The following is a 19,807-nucleotide window of genomic DNA, read 5'->3' as shown; positions in this document are numbered from 1 at the left end:
CTGTCAGCCGGGGGTGGCCTCTTCACGAGGCGCGCCATGAACGCCAGAACGGGCGATCACAATCACTGTGATCGCCCGTTCTGCCGTTCCGGGGCCGGTATCAGCTGCTACCAGCTGCGTAGGATCGCGATGCGCTCGGTCAGCTGATCGACGGTCGCGATGGCCGTCGGCGGGCCGCCGCACACCCGGCGCAGTTCCGCGTGAATGATGCCGTGGGGCTTACCGGTGCGGTGAACGTTCATCGCCACCAACCCGTTGAGCTCCTTGCGGAGCGCACCGAGTTGATCTGCCGTCGCCGCTCGATCGGATACCACTGCCGCAGTGGGTTGCGGGGCGGCGGCCTTGGCCGAGTTGGCCTCGACCTGCGTTTGCTGACGTTGACGCAGCAGCGCCCGCATCTGATCGGCGTCGAGTAGGCCGGGGAGTCCGAGGTAGTCGGCTTCCTCGTCGCTTCCGGCGAACGTCGCGGTACCGAAGGATGATCCGTCGTAGATCACCTGGTCGAGCTCGGCGTCGGCGCCCAGGGACGTGAACGCCTTCTCCTCCTCGCCCAGTTCGTCCTTCTGCTTGTTCGCATCGGCGAGCAGGTCGTCTTCGAGGCCGTCCTTCTCACGATGCGGCTTCCCGAGGACGTGGTCACGCTGAGCCTCGAGCTGCGCGGCAAGGTCCAGGAGCACCGGTACCGAAGGCAGGAAGACACTGGCAGTCTCACCCTTGCGACGCGAACGCACGAAGCGCCCGATCGCCTGAGCGAAGTACAGCGGGGTCGACGCGCTGGTCGCGTACACACCGACAGCCAGACGGGGAACGTCGACGCCCTCGGACACCATCCGGACCGCGACCATCCATTTCTGGTCGCTTGCACCGAATTCGGCGATTCGCTTGGAAGCGGTGGGGTCGTCGGACAGCACGACGGCCGGCTGTTCGCCGGTGATCGCGGCGAGCGCCTTCGCATACTCGCGGGCCACTGTCTGGTCGGTCGCGATGACAAGTCCACCCGCATCGGGCATACCGGTACTGCGCAGCTGCGCCAAACGGGTGTCTGCTGCGTGCAGCACGGCAGGAATCCAGTCCCCGGCAGGGTCCAAGGCCGTCCGCCAGGCCCGAGTCGTCTGCTCGGCGCTCAGCGGCTCGCCGAGCCTGGCGGTGAATTCCTCGCCGGCGTTGTTGCGCCACCGCGCTTCGCCCGAGTAGGCGAGAAACACGACGGGTCGCACCACGCCGTCCTTGAGCGCATCCGAATATCCGTAGGAGTGATCGGCTTTCGAGCGGAGCAGACCTTCCTTGTCCGGCTCGTACTCGACAAAAGGAATGGCGCTGTCGTCACTGCGGAACGGAGTTCCGGTCAGCGCGAGCCGCCTGGTCGCGTCGCCGAAAGCCTCACGAATGGCGTCGCCCCAGCTTTTCGCGTCGCCGCCGTGGTGGATCTCGTCGAGGATGACCAGCGTCTTGCGGCCTTCGGTGCGCACACGGTGCTTCGACGGGTGCGAAGCAACCTGGGCGTAGGTCAGCACGACTCCGTGATAGTCACTCGAGGTCTGGCCGGTCGAGTTGGAGAACCGCGAGTCCAATGCCAGGCCGGAGCGCTGAGCGGACTCGGCCCACTGGTGCTTGAGGTGCTCGGTCGGAGCGACGACGGTGATCTGGTCGACCGTCCGGTCGCGGAGCAATTCCGAAGCTACTCGCAGAGCGAAGGTGGTCTTACCTGCTCCTGGCGTTGCGACCGCCAGGAAGTCACGGGGGCTGCTGGAAAGGTATTTGGTCAGTGCACGGCGCTGCCATGCACGAAGGGAACCGGTAGGGGCGCCAGGCTGGGTTCCCGCGGATTGGGCTCCGGCGGGTTCGGTCGAATTGCCGAGTTCGGCTGCCACGGTCTCAGACGTCATAGGCCGCGCCTCCACTGGAATCGCACTGTTGTCTCGCGCTCCTCGAATTTTCATCAATGTCCGGCGACGAGCCTAGCCGCCGCCACCGACGAAAGCCGCACTCGAAGCGCGTACTCATGGCCGTTCTCACTCCGGCCGGCGAGCTTTCGCTGCCCTCGCATCCTGCCGACCTGCACGCGAATTGTCTCAGAAATGTGCGACACGTCGGCGCCATGGTTGGGCAACCGGGTGTGTCGTCAGGGATGCTGGAGACATCATGAGTGAAGCGCGAGGCGAGAAGTCGAGCGGAAGTGATCTGCACCACCGCAGATGGCATCCGCTACGCCGCACCGGGCAGTTGATCGGTCGAACGCTGAGCAAGGCCTGGGACGATTCCATCTTCGGAAAGGCGGCTACGGCCGCGTTCTGGCAAACGCTGTCACTCGCTCCCCTGCTGCTCGGCCTTCTCGGGATGATCGGCTACATCGGTGGATGGTTCGGACCCAACACCGTCGAGATCATCGAATCCAAGATCGTCACGTTCAGCGGAACGATCTTCAGCGAAAGCGTCGTCGACCAGATCATCCGTCCGACCGTCACGGACGTTTTGCAGCGCGGACGGCCGGAGATCATCTCGGTCGGCTTCCTGCTCTCCCTGTGGGCGGGATCGTCGGCGATCAGTACGTTCGTCGACTCGATCGTGGAAGCACACGGTCAGCAAGACGCACGCAATCCCATCTGGCAGCGCATCTTCGCCCTGCTGCTCTACGTGATGTTCCTGGTGATGGCGGTGTTCATCCTGCCGTTGGTGGCTCTCGGACCGACGCTCGTCGGGCGAGCACTGCCCGCCTCCTGGTACGAAGTCGGATCGAATCTGGTCGACACCTTCTACTACCCCGCGGTCGGCCTACTGGTGATCATCGGCCTCACGACGCTCTACAAGGTCGCTCTGCCGAAGTCGCTGCCGTGGCATCGACTCCTCGCCGGCGCTCTGGTCGCCGGTGTGTTCTTCATGGCCGCCAGCACCGGATTACGCTGGTACCTGGGATTTGTCACCAGCACCGGCTACACGTACGGCGCGCTGGCAACGCCGATCGCATTTCTGCTCTTCACCTTCTTCCTCGGTTTTGCCGTCGTGCTCGGCGCCGAGTTCAACGCGACGGTGCAGGAATTCTGGCCGGCTCGTGCCACCCGGATGGAGCAGATGCGAGAGTGGCTCGCTTCTCAGAACACCGACGACGCCACGGGCCCGGTCACCAACCTGACCTGGCACCTTGCCACCAGCCCGATCCGCATCTCGGGCGACAAAGCGGATCCAGCCGCGGTTCCCTCGTACGGACGGCCGCGCAGCAGACAAACGGCGAGCAACCAAACGGAGTCGCGCCGGAACTCCTGCAACGACCAAGATCCTGTCGGTAAGCCGGACACAGACGCGCAAAGCCCGGCGTCCGACTGCGTCGAGGCTGTCGATCCGCCGAGCTCTGGAAGTACCGCCGCTCGCGTGACCCGAGGTCAGTCGCCCTTACGGAGTCCTTCGTAAATCTTCTTGCAGTCCGGGCACACCGGTGATCCGGGCTTGGCGGACTTCGTCACGGGAAACACCTCGCCGCACAGCGCGACGACATGGGTGCCCATGACGGCGCTCTCGGCGATCTTGTTCTTCTTCACGTAGTGGAAGAACTTCGGGGTGTCGTCGTCGGTCGTTTCGTCAGTGGAGACGTCGGGACGTTCCTTGGTTTGAGTGCTCACCCCTCCAATAATGCCGTCTCCGTCACAGCGGTGCGACCTACGGGTCGTGTGCAATTGTCGGCCGAGAGTGGAACAGTGGAGTCATGGCACGAAATGGCGCGTTCGGCAGGTCCGACGAGGCCGGGACTCCCGACAATCCCGTACTGATCACCGAAGCGCAGAAGTCCGTCGAAGAACAGCACAAAGCCCGAGTGCGCAAGTACATGATCATCATGTCCTTCCGGTTCCCGGCGTTGATCCTCGCGGCGATCGCGTACGGCATCTGGGCCAACGCCTGGATCTCGATGCTCATCATCGGTGCATCCATTCCGCTTCCCTGGATCGCCGTCCTGATCGCCAACGACCGACCACCGCGCACCAAGGACGAGCCGAGTCGATACGACGGGCGAAAGAAGACCGCAGGCGAGATCGAATCCGCGACGCACCACACCATCGAAGGCTGACAAGTTCCGCCTGCGAGAATGACCGGGTGAGAAGCGAAACGCTCCTGTCCATCACCCCTGCGCTGCGTGAGGCTCTGCTTCGCAATCGATTCGACACCGGAACCATGCTCGACGCACTGGGGCCCGAAGTTCACGCCGCTCTCGGCCGTAGTGAGCCGGTCCCTGTCCGCCGCGCCAGCCTCGACCACGGGGATCTGGGCGTTCTCATCAGACTGTTCCTTCTCGCCGATGACTGCCCGGCGGCCGATGTCGCTGCAGCGCTGGCTCCGTTGACAATGGCACAGTGCGTCGATGCCGGTCTGCTCGAAGGTGAGAACTTCGACAGTGAGAACCCGCTGGTGCGGGCCGCGGTCGATCTTCGCCCCATCGACGTCGGCGACGGCGATCGTTGGGTGATCTCGGATCTCGACGGCGGAATCCGCCCGAAGAAGGCCACGGCCGATCACGTGCTCGGTGTCGGCCATGCATCGCTGTCCTTGTTGCAGGCGACGCCCACCGCAAGGGTCGGCAGCGTGCTCGACCTCGGCACGGGTTGCGGCATCCAAGCCCTGCACGCGAACACCTATGCCGATTCGGTGACGGCAACAGACATCAATCAACGCGCGGTCGATCTGACGGCCGCGACCATGGCGCTCAACGGACTCGACGTCGAACTGCTTCAAGGGTCCTGGTTCGAACCGGTCGAGGGTCGAACCTTCGACCAGGTGGTCGCCAATCCCCCGTTTGTCGTCGGCGAGGCACGCGTACATCACACGTACCGCGATTCCGGCCTCGATCTCGACGGTGCGAGCGAATTGATGATCTCGCGCTCGATCGACTACCTGAACCCCGGCGGCACGGCAGCACTGTTGGCGTCGTGGGTGCACATCGAAGGGCAGGACTGGCGTTCGCGGATCGCGTCGTGGCTGCCGGCGCACGGCGTCGATGCCTGGGTCGTGCAGCGCGACGTGGCGGATCCGGCTCTGTACGTCGGAACGTGGCTCAAGGACGGCGGGCAGGATCCACGGGACCCGGAAACGGCGTCCAGGGCGAACGCCTGGCTTGACCACCTCGAAGAAGCCGACGTCGAAGGCGTCGGATTCGGGTTCGTCTTCCTCCGCCGCACCGACTTCCCCACCGATCTGATGGCCGAGGATCTCATGCACGGCTTCTCGGACCCACTCGGGGCCGAGTCGTCGGCGTACTTCGATCGTCTTGCCTGGTTGCGTGAACACGACGTCCTCGAGGAACGCTTCGTCCTCGATCCGGACACGGCTCTCGAACGCGTCTACCTCCCCGGTGACGAGGGATGGCAGCAAGTGGTCACGCGTGTGCACCGTGGCAACGGACCGCACTGGCAGCACGAGATCGACGAGCTCGGTGCTGCGCTGCTCGCCGGGCTCAGAGCGGACGGATTGGTGGTCGACGAACTGGTGGAACTTCTCGCCGCTGCGAACGGCGAAGACCCTGACCAACTACGTGAGGCCGTCGTCACACTGCTGGTCTCGCTGGTCCGTCACGGGTTGGTGCTTCCCGTCACGAATTGAGTTCCCGGCGAGTTGCAGATTTTTGTGTTCTCAGCAACTTCTCAGGACGACTGGGAAATAACTGCAGGTCACGGCGATTTAGCGGAAATCGGCGCGGGAACTTTCCCGGAACTCTCACACGTTGAACTGTGTGAGAGACCGCCGATAGGGAGGCAAGTCATGACAAGCCCCAGCACCACTACTCGCATTCGTCCGAGCGCCGCAGATCTGGACGCCCAGAGCCCGGCCGCAGACCTGGTCCGTGTCTACCTGAACGGGATCGGTCGTACCGCACTGCTGACAGCCGCAGACGAGGTCGAACTGGCGAAGCGAATCGAAGCGGGGCTGTACGCCAGCCACGTTCTTGCCACGGGAAAGCGCCTGACAGTCGCCAAGAAGAGGGATCTCGCAACGATCGTTCGCGAGGGACAGTCGGCGCGTAGCCACCTCCTGGAAGCGAACCTGCGACTCGTCGTCTCGCTGGCCAAGCGCTACACCGGTCGCGGTATGCCGCTCCTCGATCTCATTCAAGAAGGCAACCTCGGACTCATCCGTGCCATGGAGAAGTTCGACTACGCCAAGGGCTTCAAGTTCTCGACGTACGCCACCTGGTGGATCCGTCAGGCGATCACCCGCGGAATGGCTGATCAGAGCCGCACCATCCGGCTCCCAGTGCACCTCGTGGAGCAGGTCAACAAGCTCGCCCGCATCAAGCGCGAACTGCACCAGCAGCTCGGGCGCGAAGCGACGGACGACGAGTTGGCCGAAGAGTCGGGCATCCCGGCGCACAAGATCGCCGATCTGCTCGACCACAGCCGCGACCCGGTAAGCCTGGACATGCCGGTCGGCAACGACGAAGAAGCGCCCTTGGGCGATTTCATCGAAGATTCCGAGGCGACCTCGGCTGAGAACGCCGTCATCGCCGGTCTGCTTCACAGCGACGTGCGCAGCGTGCTCGGGACACTCGACGAGCGTGAGCAGCAGGTCATCCGGCTCCGCTACGGTCTCGACGACGGCCAGCCCCGCACCCTCGATCAGATCGGCAAGCTCTTCGGTCTCTCGCGCGAGCGGGTTCGTCAGATCGAGCGTGAGGTCATGGGCAAGCTCCGTGTCGGTGATCGCGCCGAGAAACTGCGGTCATACGCCAGCTGATCGAACACAGCACGTGCGTCGGCGCGCCACACCACTCGCGCTGACGCACCGCACAGAGCACCGGCCACCGCTATTTCCCTCCCCCTCGGGAAATGTGCGGTGGCCGGTGTTGTTCGCTGTATCCACCCCAACCGCTGTATCTACCGCAACCGCCTGGGCCCAAGGTCGATTGCGCTCGGTTCAGGTCCGATTCGGACGCGTGAATCGGTGATCTCTGCTCCCGTGGCCGAAGCGAGTACCGGCTCGCAGGCCAGTTCGCGGACTTCGGGAAGGTCGTCGGCCAGCGCCGAGATGCGCTGAACCAGATCCACCAACGCACCCTTGTTGACCGGAACGGCGTTGCGATATCCGGACAGAAGCGGTGCCGCCTTGGGTGCGTCGATCAATTCGGTTGCCGCGTCCTCGGTGAGTGGCAGCACGCGATAGGCACGGTCGCCGAGGAGGTCCGAGATCACACCGGCGAGCCCGAACGAGATCAGCGAGCCGAAGGACGGGTCGTCCTGGACACCGACCACACATCCGATGCCCTTGGTCGCCATTTTCTGCACGTGCAGCAGCGGTTCACCGGACGCGGCCGCAAGGTCGCGGTATGCGAGGCGCACCGATTCCGGTCCACTCAGATCCAGCCTGACGCCGCCCAGATCCGGTCGGTGACGCCACATTTCGCCGGTTGCCTTGACCGCGACCGGATAGCCGACCGCATCCGCTGCCTCTACAGCTTCGTCTTCGCTCAGGACCGAACGGAATTCGACGACGGCGACGCCGTAGCACTCGAGGAGAGCCGCCGCTTCCACGTCCGAAAGCCAACGCCCAGGCGAGTTTTCGAGCCAATCGGCCACCATCTTCTGGGCTCGTTCGGAGTCGATTCCCACGGGGCGAACAACCTTCGACGCAGGCTTGCTGCGCCACTCCGCGTAACGCCAAGCCCTCGCCAACGCCAGTGCGGCACGCTCCGGCCCCGGGTAGGAAGGCACCGAACCGCGGGTCGGGTTACCGACTTCGTCACGGACCGCCAGGACGTCCGGCACACCCTCCGCTGCGAGGAACGTCGTGAGAATCGGCTTGTCCGACCCGGCCACCGCGTCTTTGAGCGCTTTCGCGAACGGCTCGACCGGTATGGCAACGGGGGGAACGAAGACGGCGATGACGGCATCGACGTCGAACGACGCCAACGCGTCGCGCACGGCCGTGGCGAACAGTTCCGGGCTCGCCTGTGCGCCGAGGTCGACGGGGTCGCTGACTTGCAAACCTTCACTGCGGGCGGCGTCCGCAGCAAGGACACCGAGCGCGGTCGAGTTGCCGATGACGGCAAGCCGTGGACCGGCCGGCAACGGCTGATATCCGAAGAGCAGCGCACAGTCGAACAACTGTGAGATGGAGCCGACCTGGATGACGCCGGCCTGTTCGAAGAGGGCGCGGACGATCGAATCGTCGATCTCGACTCCGGTGGCCGCAAGCACTGGCGGAACCGCGTGCCGACCGCTCTTGACCGCGACGATCGGCTTCTTCCGCGCAACTCGACGGGCGATGCGGGAGAACTTTCGGGGGTTGCCGAAGCTCTCCAGGTAGAGAAGTACCACTTCGGTGGACTGGTCGGAATCCCAGTACTGCAGAAGGTCGTTGCCCGAGACATCCGCACGGTTACCGGCGGAAACGAAGGCGGACAATCCGATTCGGCTGCGCGCGGCTTCGTCGAGAATGGCGATGCCGAGCGCGCCGGACTGACAGAAGAAGCCCACGTTGCCTGCCACCGGCAAAACCGGCGCGAGCGTAGCATTCAACGAAATCGCCGGGTCGTTGTTCGCGACGCCCAGCGCATTCGGGCCGATGAGCCGCATTCCGTGGGCGCGGGCCGCGTGGACCAGTTTGCGTTCGGACGAGCGCCCGTCCGGACCACTCTCACTGAAGCCGGACGAGACGACCACCAGCGCTTTGACGCCCTTGTCGAGGCAGTCGTCGAGTACCGAATTGATCGATTCCGCAGGAACCGCCACGACAGCCAGGTCGACGTCGTCGGGGATGTCACGAACCGTCGGGTACGCCCGCACCCCGTGCACCGACCGATGCTCGGCATTGACGGGGTAAACAGGTCCGGTGAATCCGCCGCGCAGCAGGTTGGTCAACACCGCGTTGCCCACCTTGGCAGGGTCCGCCGATGCGCCGATCACGGCCACCGATCGTGGGCTGAGTACGTTACCCATGCTGCGTGCTTCGGCTGCCCGCTCCCGCGAATTACGTACCGAAACAAGCGCTTCCGTCGGGTCGATCGCAAATTCGAGTCGCAGTACGCCGCCGTCGAACGAGCGACTCACCTGGTACCCGGCCTCACGGAAGACCGTCACCATGTTGCGGTTCTCGGAGAGGACTTCGGCGACGAACATCGTCAGACCGTTCTCGGCCGCTGCTGCTGCCAGGTATTCGAGCAGGATCGGTCCGAGGCCGCGCCCCTGGTGTGCGTCGGCGACGACAAAGGCGACCTCGGCAGACTTGCCGTCCCCTACGTCGAGGAGTCGCTCGTATCGTCCCACCGCGATGATCTCGTCGCCGAGCATCATCACGAACGCGACGCGATTGTGGTGGTCGACGGTCGTGAAATTCTTGACGTCGCGCGCCGACATCGTGGGGTACGGGCCGAAGTACCGCAGGTATCGCGTGCGCTCGGAGAGTTTGCCGTGGAATTCGACGAGCTTGTCCGCGTCCTCGGGAACGATGGGTCGCAGCGCCACAGCACCTCCGTCGGAAGCGAGGACGTCGACTACCCACGAATGCGGATAGGTGTGGGCGGGATCGGTCGCGGGAGCCTCACCGCTCGTTCCGGCTCCGGCTTCTTCGGTATCGGACTGTTCAGTCACGGGGATCCTCCGGGTCGAGTCCGAGTAGCGGGAACGAAGCGCGGCGCGTCGCGATGATCGCCGAGTCGATGCGGGTGAGCGCACGGTCCACCGAGGCGACACCTGTCTCCGGTGTACCACCCGGGCCGTCCCACGGCGTGTAAGCGACATTGCCGCCGTCACCCATGGTCGGCGGGAGGTCGACGCTCGGCGCACGAAGTTTCGTCGAGTCCTTCCAGTCTTCGGGGACAGCTGTGTCGACGTCGATCTCGCGATCGAGCGCGGCCGCGATCAGGTGGGTCCAGGCTCTCGGCACGACGCGAACCAGTCCGTATCCCCCGCCGCCGACCGCCAGCCACCGTCCCTCGGAGTAGCGGTCGGCGAGGTCGCGCATCGCCAGGAACGCGGCACGCTGACCGTCGACGGTGAGGGCGAGGTCCGCGAGCGGGTCCTCGCGATGCGAATCCACCCCGCACTGGCTGATGATGATCTGCGGGCGGAAGGCTGCAATGGCACCCGGGACGACGGCGTGAAAAGCGCGCAGCCACAACGCGTCGACGGTCCCGGGCAGCATCGGGATGTTCACCGCTGTACCTTCGGCCGCGCCGTCGCCGACTTCGCTCGACCACCCGGTGTTGGGCCACAACGTTGCCGGATGCTGGTGCAGCGAGACCGTGAGTACTCGGGGGTCCCCGAGGAACGCATGTTGCACACCGTCGCCGTGGTGAGCGTCGACGTCGATGTAGGCGATGCGGTCGTAACCGTTGTCGAGCAGCCACGAAATCGCCACAGCCGCATCGTTGTAGACGCAGAATCCCGAAGCCCAATCCGCCATCGCATGGTGCATGCCGCCGCCGATGCTGACCGCGCGGCGGGTACGTCCCGAAGCGATTTCCTGCGCTGCGGCCAACGAGCCGCCGGCAAGGATCGCACTTGCTTCGTGCATGTGCGGGAACACGGGGTTGTCCTCGGTACCCAACCCGTGGGGAACATCCTGGCCGCTCACACCGTTGTTCGCAGAGTTACCCGCGTCTTTGACCGCTGCAAGATATGCCGGTGTGTGGATTCGGAGGAGGTCGGCATCGGACGCGGCGCTCGGTTCGAGAAACTCGATGCCCTCGAGAAGTCCGAGGCTTCGCGAGAGCGCCATCGTGAGATCCAGACGGGTGGGATTCATCGGGTGATCGGCGCTCCACCGATAGCTCAGGTACTCCGGACTCCACACCACGACTCGATTCGCTCGAGACGCCGCGGGGTCCCCGTCAGATCTGATCGACGCGGTCATGGGATCACGCTACTTCCTTCTCGTTTCGTGCCGCACACCACACTCGTGGCCCGCTACGGAGACCGAGATCGAGTGACACGAATCCATTTCGGGCATGCGCTGGACTCGCCGCAGTGGAGGCGGCACCGGAACCACGAACTGAACGGTAGAATGATCAACTGACGAAGGGGTTGAGTGTGAAGGATCTAGTCGACACCACGGAGATGTATCTCCGGACGATCTACGACTTGGAAGAAGAGGGCGTAGTCCCACTCCGGGCGCGGATCGCCGAACGGCTCGAACAGAGCGGACCCACCGTCAGCCAGACAGTTGCGCGTATGGAGCGCGACGGCTTGCTGATGGTCGCCGGCGATCGACATCTGGAACTCACCGACAAGGGTCGCGATCTCGCGATCTCTGTCATGCGTAAGCACCGGTTGGCAGAGCGCCTGCTGGTGGACGTCATCGGTCTCAAATGGGAAGACGTACATGCCGAGGCATGCCGTTGGGAGCACGTGATGAGCGAGGAGGTCGAGCGTCGGCTCGTCGTCGTTCTGAACAACCCCACGACGTCGCCCTACGGCAACCCGATTCCGGGGTTGGACCAGTTGGGACTCGACGGCCCGGTTGCCACCACCGAAACATTGGTGCGCCTGACCGATATTCCGCACGGCGCACAGACAGCTGTGGTCGTTCGGCGACTCGCCGAGCACGTGCAGTCCGATCCCGAGGTGATCGCGCAGCTGCGTGACGCCGGCGTCGTTCCCGACGCCAGGGTGACGGTCGAAACCCGTCCGGGCTCGGTGACCATCATCGTGCCGGGTCACAGCGGATTCGACCTGTCCGAGGAAATGGCTCACGCCGTTCAGGTCAAGCAGGTCTGAGGAAGTAGTAGATGAAACTCCTGGTCACCGGCGGCGCCGGTTACGTCGGCAGTGTGTGCAGCACCGTGTTGCTCGAGCGTGGGCACGAAGTCGTCGTCATCGACGACCTCTCCACCGGAAATGCCGACGCGGTGCCTGCCGGTGCCGAGTTCATCGAAGGGGACGTGGGGGCTCTGGCTGCCGAGATCCTCGGTAGTGCGGGTTCACCGGTTTTCGACGGCGTACTTCACTTCGCGGCGCAGTCGCTGGTCGGCGAATCGGTGCTGCACCCCGAAAAGTACTGGCGCGGAAACGTCGTCACGACCATCGAGTTGCTCGAGGCGATCCGTATCTCCGGTACTCCCCGCCTCGTGTTCTCCTCCACCGCCGCAACGTACGGGGAACCGGAGCAGTCCCCGATCGTGGAGACCGCTCCGACCCGCCCTACCAATCCGTACGGCGCGACAAAGCTCGCGATCGATCATGCGATCACCTCGTACTCGATCGCTCACGGCCTCGGCGCGACCAGCTTGCGCTACTTCAACGTCGCGGGCGCATACAAGTCCGCCGGCGAGAACCGGGTGATCGAAACCCACCTGATTCCGCTCGTCCTGCAGGTCGCGCTCGAGCAGCGAGACAAGATCTCGGTCTTCGGAACCGACTGGCCCACGCCGGACGGAACCGCAGTACGCGACTACATCCACGTGCTGGACCTCGCCGAAGCGCATCTCCTGGCTCTCGAATCCTCGATTCCCGGCGAGCACCGCATCTACAACCTCGGAAGTGGTGCGGGCTTCAGCGTGCGCGAGGTGATCGCTGCCTGTGCGCGGGTCACCGGCCTGCCGATCAACGTCGAAGACGCGTCACGACGCCTGGGTGATCCGGCCGTACTGATCGCGTCGAGCGACAAGGCGATTGCCGAGTTGGGTTGGACGCCCACGCGTACCGATCTCGATGTCATCGTCGCCGATGCATGGCAGTTCCTCCAGGATCTGGGCGACCGCTCGCACGCAGCTCGCTAGCCTCCACTCGGCAGTGCCGGCGGTAAGTCGCCGATTCCGAGCGATTCCCCGATGGACAATCCGACGGCCGCGAGGTCTCGGATCCCGTCGGGGCGCACGCCGGATTGAAGGGATAAATCCAGCAATCCGGCCAAGGTGTGTTCCGAATCGGCCGACAGTGCGGCCGACAGTGCAACACCTGCCAGTGGACCGTCTCCGCGCACGTATGCGAAGAACCCGAGAAGTGTTGCCGGCCAGGCTCGTTCGGGAGACGGTACTTCATGAGTGAGTACGAGCCACAATTGCTCGGCGGCTGCCGCAACTGACGTGATCGCCAGACCCAACACCACGTCACGCACGTGAACATCCGTCAAAGCCACCATCAGATCTGCGCATTCCTGCGGGTCCGGGTAAGAGCCTGCCTCCGCACGGCGGACATGTTCCAACACCAGGTCGACCCGGCGCTGGACTGCGGCATCACCGCCTGATCCCCCGCCATACGCACTCGATTCTCTTCCGCTCGTGATCAGTCGCGCAATCGTCTCGTGATTGCGGCCGGCACCGTGTACCCAGTGGACCAGTTCCTCACGCGAACTGCGAATGACCCTCCCTCCCAACACCTGTGCCGCCGCGACCGGCGAGGATGCCGGGTCAGGCACGGTGCCACGGTGAATCGAACGCATGACGCTCGCCCATGGTCGACCGGATTCTATTGCGGCCGTGCATAATACGTCGGCCAGCTCGACACAGGTTCCGGCGAGCATGTCTTCGAATACCTCGGCCAGCTCGATGGTTTCGTCGAGAAGAGTTTCACCGATCGAGCAATCGGTGATCACCACGAGGACGACTGCACGCGCTCCCTCCCCGTCGCACACGGCGGCGAACTGGCGCAGCGCCGCCCTCATCTGCCGCGCAGGCTTCCCCCCGGCGCTGGGAAAGTAGTCGTGACGCATCACCGGGCCGAGCGTCGACGCGGAGCTGCCCGTCAGCGACAGCGCAACAACAGAGTTGGACGGATGAAATCCCAGGAGTGCGGGTATTGCCGCGATCAATTCCCCTGGATCGGAGACGCGTTCGACGCATCCGAGAATGGCGGCAAGATCGTCGTCGGAGAATTCGAATTCTCCCGGAAGAGGTGATGTTGTCATGCACAGACCGTCGCTGATCACCCCGACCCGGCCGTCTACTCGACCAGGGGAAACAGCTGCGTCGAAGTTATCTGTGGATTACCGCATTTGTTGGGGACCAAGTACCGCGCCGCACCGAGCAGTTCCGCTCCTTGTCGGACCTGTGTGCTGCGAAATCACTTACCTGCTTTGACCTTCTGTACCGCTGCCGTGAACGCTTGATCCAACGGTGCCGTCGACGGTGTCGCAGAACCGAACGTCATCAGTGTTGTCGTTACCCGTACGTCGCCGACCTGCGCGATCAAGGTCAGCATCGTCTGATCGCCGGCTGCGGCCTTGGGGGAAACGACTGTGCGGCGAAGTGACATCGTCTTGTCGGCATCGATCGGCGAGGGCGGAAGAATTTCCGTAGTCACAGTTGTGGTGACACCGTTCGCGGTAACCGTCATGGACGGGCACTGCCGAGTTTGCGCTTCCAACTCGCCCAGTGGTGCGTCGACCTTCGTGAGTTCGACCGAAATGGTCGCCCTCGTCGCGTTGTCGGTCCCGACCGCCATCACGGTCCCGTTCGGGCCGTAGTCCTGTTCCGGTGGCTCACATTCGGATGGATCGACGGTGGCACCGCGCGGGACGCCGACAAGATCCGGCGCTGCCATCGGAACAGCCTGCGGCGGCAGCACGACGGCATCGAACGGTGTGGGAAATTCGGCCGGAGTGAGAAGCAATTCCGACAACGATGCCGCTGTTTTCGGAGTAGAAGATTTGGGGGCCGATGTCTTGGGCGCGGCCGTCGTACTCGGCCCCTCGGAGCCGCTGTCGGTCGCACCGGCTGTTGCGGGCGCGGAGTCCGGGACGGGTGCACCTTGAACCGATCCGGAGCAGCCCGCGAGCAGTGCGGCGGCGGCCACGGCCGCAAACGAACATGCTGCCACTCGCCTGAACGATCGTGGACACACTCGCATGTAAGCCTCCGCACTCGACCTCGACCGATCCGGACAATCGACCGGTCCATTTCGGACAAATCGGCCGCGCCGACCTTGTGTTCCACTCTGCCATGCCCGAAGCCGCGCGCCGGACATCTGCCGAAGGCCCAGGCCAAGTGTCGAAAGATACCGCTCAGCTTCGCTCTCGGCGAACGCCCGTCTCGCCCGATCGGGAATGATCGGTCACCGACTCGGTGTTCTTACCGATGAACGTCTGATCCAGTGCTGTCGGGCACCTGACTCCGATGCTGTCGAGCGTGCGCCGATAGTGGACACTTGAGATCAAGACCGAAGAGCGAAGGGGACTGCGATGGACGAACAGTCGAGGATGTACGAGCTGGAATTCCCGGCGCCCCAACTGGCGGCTGCCGACGGCCAGGGACCGATCCTGATTCACGGACTCGAGGGTTACTCCGACGCAGGCCATGCCGTGAAACTGGCAACAACTCATCTGCGGGAAAGCCTGGAAACCGAACTTGTCGCGTCGTTTGCTGTCGACGAGCTGATCGACTACCGCTCGCGTCGACCGACGATGACTTTCAAGGCCGATCATTTCTCCGACTACGACGCACCGGCCCTCAATCTGTACGCATTGCGCGATACGACCGGCACGCCGTTTCTGCTGCTCGCCGGCATGGAACCGGATCTCAAGTGGGAGCGCTTCACCACGGCCGTTCGCTTGCTGTCCGAACAGCTCGGCGTACGTCGAACCATCGGCCTCAATGCCATTCCGATGGCGATTCCCCACACCCGGCCGCTGGGCGTGACAGCACATTCGACCAACAAGGACCTCATCCAGGACCATCAGCGCTGGTCCGGTGAACTGCAGGTTCCCGGTAGTGCGTCGTCCCTGCTCGAGCTTCGCATGTCTCAGCACGGCCACGAGGCGATGGGCTTCTCGGTTCACGTGCCCCACTACCTCGCGCAGACCGACTACCCGGGCGCAGCAGAGACTTTGCTCGAAAACGTTTCCGAGGTTTCGGATCTGGAACTTCCCCTGGCGGCTTTGGGTGAGGCCGCAGCACGCGTTCGGGAACAGGTTAACGAGCACATAGCCGGGAACGAAGAAGTTCAGACTGTAGTCCACGCTTTGGAGCGGCAATACGACACTTTTGTCGCCGCTCAGGAACAACAGTCGTCACTTCTGGCCGGCGAAGCCGACCTGCCCAGCGGCGACGAGATCGGCGCAGAGTTCGAAAAGTTCCTGGCCGAACAGGCCGGAAACGACGATTTCGGCTCAGCTGGAGACGCCGATCGGGGCGACAACTGACCAAAACGTGACGGGTGGAGCGCATAATTCGACATTGTGCGCATTCCGCAACCCCTCCGTTACCTGGGCTGTTGTTCAGGACACATCCGTCGGATAGCCTCGAACTCTGTGAGATTTTCGTTGACGGCTCAACAACTGGAGCAGACAGTCAACGTGGTCTCACGCTGAGCCAGGAGGCGACATGAGCAGACCACGGAACCGTCAGCTCCGACCGGTCCCCGACGAGGAACCGCGGATGATGTTCCGGACCATTCACGGCTACCGACGCGCATTTCGGATAGCCGGAGAGGGCCCGGCAGTACTGCTCCTGCACGGAATCGGCGACAACTCGTCGACGTGGACCGAGATCATTCCCCACCTCGCCAAGAAGTACACCGTCATCGCGCCTGACCTGTTGGGTCACGGCCGCTCCGACAAGCCGCGCGCCGACTATTCGGTAGCCGCGTACGCCAACGGCATGCGTGATCTTCTGTCGACGCTCGGTATCGAGCACGTCACCGTCATCGGGCATTCGCTCGGTGGCGGCGTAGCGATGCAGTTCTCCTACCAGTTTCCGCACATGGTCGATCGCCTCGTGCTGGTCTCGGCCGGTGGTGTCACCAAGGATGTTCACCCGCTGCTGCGGCTCATGTCCGTTCCGGTGGTCAACGAGGTCGTCAAACTGCTTCGGATTCCCGGCGCGATGCCGCTCGTCCGGATGGCCGGAAACCTTGCCGGAGTCGTCCACGGTTCGAATCTGCGCCCCGGCACCATGCTGCACGACACGCCGGACCTGATTCGAGTGCTCGCTGATCTCCCCGACCCCACTGCCTACGAGGCCTATCTTCGTACTCTGCGGGCAGTCGTGGACTGGCGCGGCCAGGTCGTCACGATGCTCGACCGCTGTTACCTGACCGAGAATCTGCCGGTTCAACTGATCTGGGGCGACGACGACTCCGTCATTCCCGTCTCCCACGCTCACCTCGCGCACGCGGCGATGCCGAACTCACGTCTCGAAATCTTCCGCGGCTCGGGACACTTCCCGTTCCGCGACGATCCGATGCGTTTCCTGCAGATCGTCGAAGATTTCCTTTCCAGCACAGCGCCGCTCGTCTTCGACGAGGCGCGCTGGCGTCACATGCTGATCTCCGGCGTCGGCGAGAACACCATCACCGGAACGTCGTCCACCCGCATGGCAGTGCTCGACGCCATGGGCTCGGACGAGCGAAGCGCAACCTGATCCGCGGTTGCGGCTAGCCTGTACGAGTGCTGCTGACGGAACTTCTCCCCGACAACGCGGATCCTGATTCCGTTTTCGACGCTTTCTCCTCGTGGACCCTCGAACGAGGTTTGACGCTCTATCCTGCCCAGGAAGAGGCCGTCATGGAGTTGGTCTCGGGTGCAAACGTGATCCTCGCGACGCCGACCGGGTCCGGCAAGTCGATGGTGGCGATCGGCGCGCATTTCTACGCGATGTCGCTCGGCAAGCGTACGTATTACACGGCGCCGATCAAGGCGCTGGTGAGCGAGAAGTTCTTTGCGCTCTGTGAGGTCTTCGGTGCCGAGAACGTCGGCATGATGACCGGCGACGCCGCCGTGAACTCGTCGGCGCCGATCATTTGTGCGACGGCCGAGATCGTCGCGAATCTTGCTCTACGCGAGGGCCCGAACTCCGATATCGGCCAGGTCGTGATGGACGAGTTCCACTTTTACTCCGAACCCGATCGCGGTTGGGCGTGGCAGGTTCCGCTCATCGAGTTGCCGCATGCGCAGTTCCTGTTAATGTCGGCAACTCTCGGCGAGGTCGACTTCTTCTCCGAGGATCTGACGCGCCGTACCGGCAAGCCCACCACGGTCGTCTCCGGTACGGAACGCCCCGTGCCCCTGATGTTCTCGTACGCGACCACACCGGTCGGCGAAACCATCGAAGATCTGGTCACCACCAACCAGTCCCCCGTCTACATCGTGCATTTCACGCAGGCCGCCGCGCTCGAACGCGCCCAGGCACTGACGAGCGTCAACTTCTGTTCAAAGGAAGAGAAGGAAGCGATCGCCGAGGCGCTGGGCGGTTTCCGCTTCACCACCGGTTTCGGAAAGACACTCTCCCGCCTGGTCCGGCACGGCATCGGCGTTCACCATGCCGGCATGTTGCCCAAGTATCGACGGCTCATCGAAGTCCTCGCGCAGGACGGACTTCTCAAGGTCATCTGCGGTACCGACACCCTCGGCGTCGGCATCAACGTCCCGATCCGCACGGTCCTGCTCACCGGTCTGGCCAAATACGACGGCGTCCGCACCCGCCATCTGAAAGCCCGCGAATTCCATCAGATCGCCGGCCGTGCGGGTCGTGCGGGCTACGACACCATGGGCACCGTCGTCGTCCAGGCACCCGAACACGAGGTGGAGAATCTGCGAGCCGTCGCCAAAGCCGGCGACGATCCGAAGAAGATCAAGAAGATTCAACGCAAGAAGGCTCCCGAGGGGTTTGTGTCCTGGAGCGAGGCGACGTTCGACCGTTTGGTCGCTGCATCGCCCGAGCCGTTGGTGTCGCGATTCTCGGTCAGCAACTCGATGCTGCTCAATGTCATTGCCCGACCGGGCAACTGCTTCGACGCGATGCGACATCTGTTGGAGGACAACCACGAATCGCGTCCGGCGCAACGAAAGCACATCCTCAAAGCGATCTCGCTGTATCGCGGATTGCTCAGCGCCGGTATCGTGGAACGCCTCGACGAACCGGACCAGTACGGCCGGATGGCTCGGCTGACGATGGACTTGCAGCGCGACTTCGCGCTCAACCAGCCGCTCTCACCATTCGCATTGGCGGCATTCGAGCTTCTCGACGTCGAATCCGACAGTTACGCACTCGATGTCGTCTCGATCATCGAATCGACGCTCGACGATCCGCGTCAGGTTCTGATGGCGCAGCAGCATTTCGCCCGCGGTGAAGCGGTGGCACAGATGAAGGCCGACGGCATCGAGTACGAGGAGCGCATGGAACTCCTCGAAGAGGTGACCTGGCCGAAACCGTTGTCGGACTTGCTGTTCCCGGCTTTCGAGATGTACCGCGGTGGCCATCCGTGGATCACCGAGTTCGCCCTCTCGCCCAAGTCCGTGGTACGCGACATGATCGAACGCGCCATGACGTTTGCCGAGTTGATCAGCCATTACGGACTCACCCGGTCCGAGGGTCTCGTCCTGCGCTACCTCGCCGACGCTTACCGCGCGCTGCGACAGACCGTCCCGACGGAAGCGCGCACCGAGGAACTCGAAGACATCATCGAGTGGTTGGGCGAGCTGATCCGCCAGGTCGACTCGAGCCTGCTCGACGAATGGGAGTCACTCACCGACCCCGGAGCCGAGGCAGACACGGAAGAGGTTGCGTTCGGCGCCGACATTCCCCGTCCCATCTCGGCGAACCCACGCGCATTTCGCGTCATGGTGCGCAATGCGATGTTCCGACGCATCGACCTCGCGTCGCGTCGGCAGTGGAACGAGCTGGAAAACCTCGAAGACGGTATCGACGCCGCCGAGTGGGAAGAGCAACTACTTCCGTACTTCGAGGAGTACGCAACTATCGGAACCGGGCCGTCAGCGCGCGGGCCGGCGCTCTTCCAGGTCACTGAAGAAGGCGAGTTCTGGCGGGTGCGGCAGGTGCTCGAGGATCCGGAGGGTGATCACGGCTGGGCGCTGCTCGCCGTTGTCGACATCCCGGAATCGGATGCTGCGGGCGAAATTGTGTTCGACGAGGTCTGTTTGTTTGTAGTTTTGGGTG

Annotated in this window: 15 protein-coding genes; 9 read left to right on the top strand and 6 right to left on the bottom strand. The window is 63.7% G+C overall.

From position 1 onward, the window contains the following. Window positions 1–107: 107 nt before the first annotated feature. Window positions 108–1,886, bottom strand: a complete 1,779-nt coding sequence (locus ACFQ6H_RS26360) for a DEAD/DEAH box helicase (RefSeq protein ID WP_378533375.1) — start codon at window positions 1,884–1,886, stop codon at window positions 108–110. A 256-nt stretch (window positions 1,887–2,142) separates the two neighbouring features. Between ACFQ6H_RS26360 and ACFQ6H_RS26355 the strand changes: the two genes are divergently transcribed. Continuing rightward, the gene (locus tag ACFQ6H_RS26355) at window positions 2,143–3,405 is read left to right on the top strand and encodes a YihY/virulence factor BrkB family protein (RefSeq protein WP_378649553.1); all 1,263 of its coding nucleotides are present in this window, start codon (window positions 2,143–2,145) and stop codon (window positions 3,403–3,405) included. On the opposite strand, the gene ACFQ6H_RS26350 is transcribed toward ACFQ6H_RS26355, so the two are convergent. Beyond that, complete coding sequence (locus ACFQ6H_RS26350) at window positions 3,378–3,614, bottom strand: DUF3039 domain-containing protein (protein ID WP_003942602.1); 237 nt, start codon at window positions 3,612–3,614, stop codon at window positions 3,378–3,380. The two genes, ACFQ6H_RS26355 and ACFQ6H_RS26350, sit on opposite strands and share 28 nt — an antisense overlap. An 83-nt stretch (window positions 3,615–3,697) precedes the next feature. Here ACFQ6H_RS26350 and ACFQ6H_RS26345 point away from each other — a divergent pair, with 83 nt between their 5' ends. From ACFQ6H_RS26345 to ACFQ6H_RS26335, 3 genes are all read left to right on the top strand, one after another. Further along, window positions 3,698–4,057 carry a DUF3099 domain-containing protein gene (locus ACFQ6H_RS26345; RefSeq protein WP_019748237.1) on the top strand — a complete coding sequence of 120 codons (360 nt, stop codon included), beginning with the start codon at window positions 3,698–3,700 and terminating at the stop codon, window positions 4,055–4,057. A 26-nt stretch (window positions 4,058–4,083) separates the two neighbouring features. Next, window positions 4,084–5,583: a methyltransferase gene (locus ACFQ6H_RS26340; RefSeq protein WP_378649551.1), complete on the top strand. Its 1,500-nt coding sequence runs from the start codon at window positions 4,084–4,086 to the stop codon at window positions 5,581–5,583. A gap of 159 nt (window positions 5,584–5,742) precedes the next feature. Then, window positions 5,743–6,714 (top strand): sigma-70 family RNA polymerase sigma factor, encoded by a 972-nt coding sequence (locus ACFQ6H_RS26335; RefSeq protein WP_003942639.1) that lies wholly within the window; start codon window positions 5,743–5,745, stop codon window positions 6,712–6,714. A gap of 140 nt (window positions 6,715–6,854) precedes the next feature. Here ACFQ6H_RS26335 and ACFQ6H_RS26330 read toward each other — a convergent pair whose 3' ends face one another. After that, window positions 6,855–9,566, bottom strand: a complete 2,712-nt coding sequence (locus ACFQ6H_RS26330; RefSeq protein WP_378649549.1) for a GNAT family N-acetyltransferase — start codon at window positions 9,564–9,566, stop codon at window positions 6,855–6,857. Continuing rightward, the gene (locus ACFQ6H_RS26325) at window positions 9,559–10,830 is read right to left on the bottom strand and encodes an acetoin utilization protein AcuC (protein WP_378649547.1); all 1,272 of its coding nucleotides are present in this window, start codon (window positions 10,828–10,830) and stop codon (window positions 9,559–9,561) included. Before ACFQ6H_RS26325 ends, ACFQ6H_RS26330 begins: the two co-directional genes overlap by 8 nt. 176 nt (window positions 10,831–11,006) lie before the next feature. Between ACFQ6H_RS26325 and ACFQ6H_RS26320 the strand changes: the two genes are divergently transcribed. Continuing rightward, window positions 11,007–11,693, top strand: a complete 687-nt coding sequence (locus tag ACFQ6H_RS26320; protein ID WP_003942150.1) for a metal-dependent transcriptional regulator — start codon at window positions 11,007–11,009, stop codon at window positions 11,691–11,693. Window positions 11,694–11,704: 11 nt separating this feature from the next. Then, complete coding sequence (gene galE / locus ACFQ6H_RS26315) at window positions 11,705–12,694, top strand: UDP-glucose 4-epimerase GalE (protein ID WP_378649545.1); 990 nt, start codon at window positions 11,705–11,707, stop codon at window positions 12,692–12,694. On the opposite strand, the gene ACFQ6H_RS26310 is transcribed toward galE, so the two are convergent. Both ACFQ6H_RS26310 and ACFQ6H_RS26305 read right to left on the bottom strand, forming a co-directional pair. After that, on the bottom strand, window positions 12,691–13,821 hold the full coding sequence (locus tag ACFQ6H_RS26310) for a DUF4192 domain-containing protein (protein WP_378649543.1): 1,131 nt from the start codon (window positions 13,819–13,821) through the stop codon (window positions 12,691–12,693). The two genes, galE and ACFQ6H_RS26310, sit on opposite strands and share 4 nt — an antisense overlap. A gap of 155 nt (window positions 13,822–13,976) precedes the next feature. Beyond that, window positions 13,977–14,732: a sensor domain-containing protein gene (locus ACFQ6H_RS26305; RefSeq protein WP_378649541.1), complete on the bottom strand. Its 756-nt coding sequence runs from the start codon at window positions 14,730–14,732 to the stop codon at window positions 13,977–13,979. 361 nt (window positions 14,733–15,093) lie between these two features. On the opposite strand from ACFQ6H_RS26305, the gene ACFQ6H_RS26300 reads away from it, so the two are divergent. The 3 genes from ACFQ6H_RS26300 to ACFQ6H_RS26290 all read left to right on the top strand — a co-directional run. Continuing rightward, window positions 15,094–16,053, top strand: a complete 960-nt coding sequence (locus ACFQ6H_RS26300) for a proteasome assembly chaperone family protein (protein WP_378445810.1) — start codon at window positions 15,094–15,096, stop codon at window positions 16,051–16,053. 181 nt (window positions 16,054–16,234) lie between these two features. Further along, window positions 16,235–17,272, top strand: coding sequence for an alpha/beta fold hydrolase (locus ACFQ6H_RS26295; RefSeq protein WP_019748230.1), 1,038 nt, complete (start codon window positions 16,235–16,237; stop codon window positions 17,270–17,272). 26 nt (window positions 17,273–17,298) lie between these two features. Beyond that, the coding region (locus ACFQ6H_RS26290; protein ID WP_378649539.1) for a DEAD/DEAH box helicase at window positions 17,299–19,807 on the top strand (2,509 nt) is incomplete at its 3' end.

Origin of the sequence: Rhodococcus sp. NPDC056506 (genome assembly GCF_042794945.1) — a bacterium.
Lineage (GTDB): Bacteria > Actinomycetota > Actinomycetes > Mycobacteriales > Mycobacteriaceae > Rhodococcus_F.
The sequence above is the reverse complement of the archived record's forward strand: the minus strand, read 5'-3'. Positions and strand labels throughout refer to the sequence as shown.